Annotated in this window: 1 protein-coding gene; it reads left to right on the forward strand. The window is 69.7% G+C overall.

Features of this window, described 5'->3' with window-relative positions; translation table 11 throughout:
- Nucleotides 1–70 precede the first annotated feature (70 nt).
- Nucleotides 71–1,336, forward strand: coding sequence for an IS701 family transposase (locus ACWD4O_RS48720; RefSeq protein ID WP_451289589.1), 1,266 nt, complete (start codon nucleotides 71–73; stop codon nucleotides 1,334–1,336).
- The last annotated feature ends 115 nt before the right edge of the window (nucleotides 1,337–1,451 follow it).

A 1,451-nucleotide genomic window follows, 5' to 3' on the forward strand; every position in this document is an offset into this window, starting at 1 on the left:
CCTAGTAGTGCCTGGTCAGGTCGGCTGGAGTGGTGCGTGTCCTTGGGGCTTGGTGTGACGTTGAGGGTGTATGACTCCGGACGAGATTGCCGTGGTGCGTGGTGAGTTGGAGGCGTTTGCGGCGGAGGTGTTCGAGCCGTTCGCGCGTAATGACCAGCGTCGCTGGGGGCAGGTCTACCTGCGGGGGCTGCTGACCGACGGCAAGCGCAAGTCGGTCGAGCCGATGGCCGCCCGCCTGGGCGAGGACGGGAACCGGCAGGCACTGGCCAACTTCATCACTACGAGTCCCTGGGACCCGGCACGCATCCGGGCCCAGCTCGCCTGGCGGATGGAGGAGGCGATCGGGCCCGACGCTTTCGTCTTCGACGACACCGGGTTCCTCAAGGACGGGACGGCCTCGGCATGCGTGTCGCGGCAGTACACCGGCACCGCCGGCAAGGTCACCAACTGCCAGGTCGGCGTCTCGCTCCACCTCGCGTCCGACCACGCCTCGGCTGCGGCCAACTGGCGGCTGTTCCTGCCCCAGACCTGGGATCCCGCCTCGCCGCAGGCCGATGCGGACAAGGTCGCCCGCCGCGCATCCTGCGGCATCCCCGAGGACATCGGGCACGTGGAGAAGTGGCAGCTGGCCCTGGACATGCTCGATGAGACCCGTTCCTGGGGGCTCGAGGTGCCGCTCGCCGTCGCGGACGCCGGATACGGCGACGCCGCCGCGTTCCGGCACGGACTGCAAGAGCGCGGTCTGAACTACGTGGTGGGGATCTCCGCCACGCTGTCGGCCCAGCCCGCCGACGCGCTGCCGGTGGCCGAGCCGTACTCGGGGACCGGACGCCCGCCGGCTGCGAAGTATCCCGACAAGCCGAGGTCGGTGAAGGAACTGGTCATCGCGGCGGGGCGGAAGGCTGCCCGGCCGGTGCAGTGGCGTGAGGGTTCCCGGTCCGGCACCGGCCGCTCGGGCCGCAAGCGGATGTACTCCCGCTTCGTGGCCCTTCGCATCCGGCCGGCCGGACGCGGGGTCCGCCAGAACGCCGACGGCCCGGAGCTGCCCGTCTGCTGGCTGCTGGCCGAATGGCCTGCCGGCGAGAGCGAGCCGGTGCAGTTCTGGCTGTCCGACCTGCCCTCCGGCATGCCGTTGACCACACTGGTCCGCCTCGCCAAGCTCCGCTGGCGCATCGAGCACGACTACCGGGAAATGAAACAGGCCCTGGGACTTGCCCACTTCGAAGGCCGGACCTGGAACGGATGGCACCATCACGTCACCCTCGTCTCCGTCGCGCACGCCTTCTGCACCCTGCAACGACTGGCCCGGGCCCCAAAAGAAGCGGCGCCGGCCTGAGCCTCTACCAAGTCGTCCACGAGCTGCAGACACTCCTCGCGGTCTGGACCGGCGCCTGCCCGACCTGCCACCGCACCACGCCAGACCCCATATCAACCTGACCAGGCACTACTAG

It is taken from the genome of Streptomyces sp. NPDC002623, assembly GCF_053592635.1.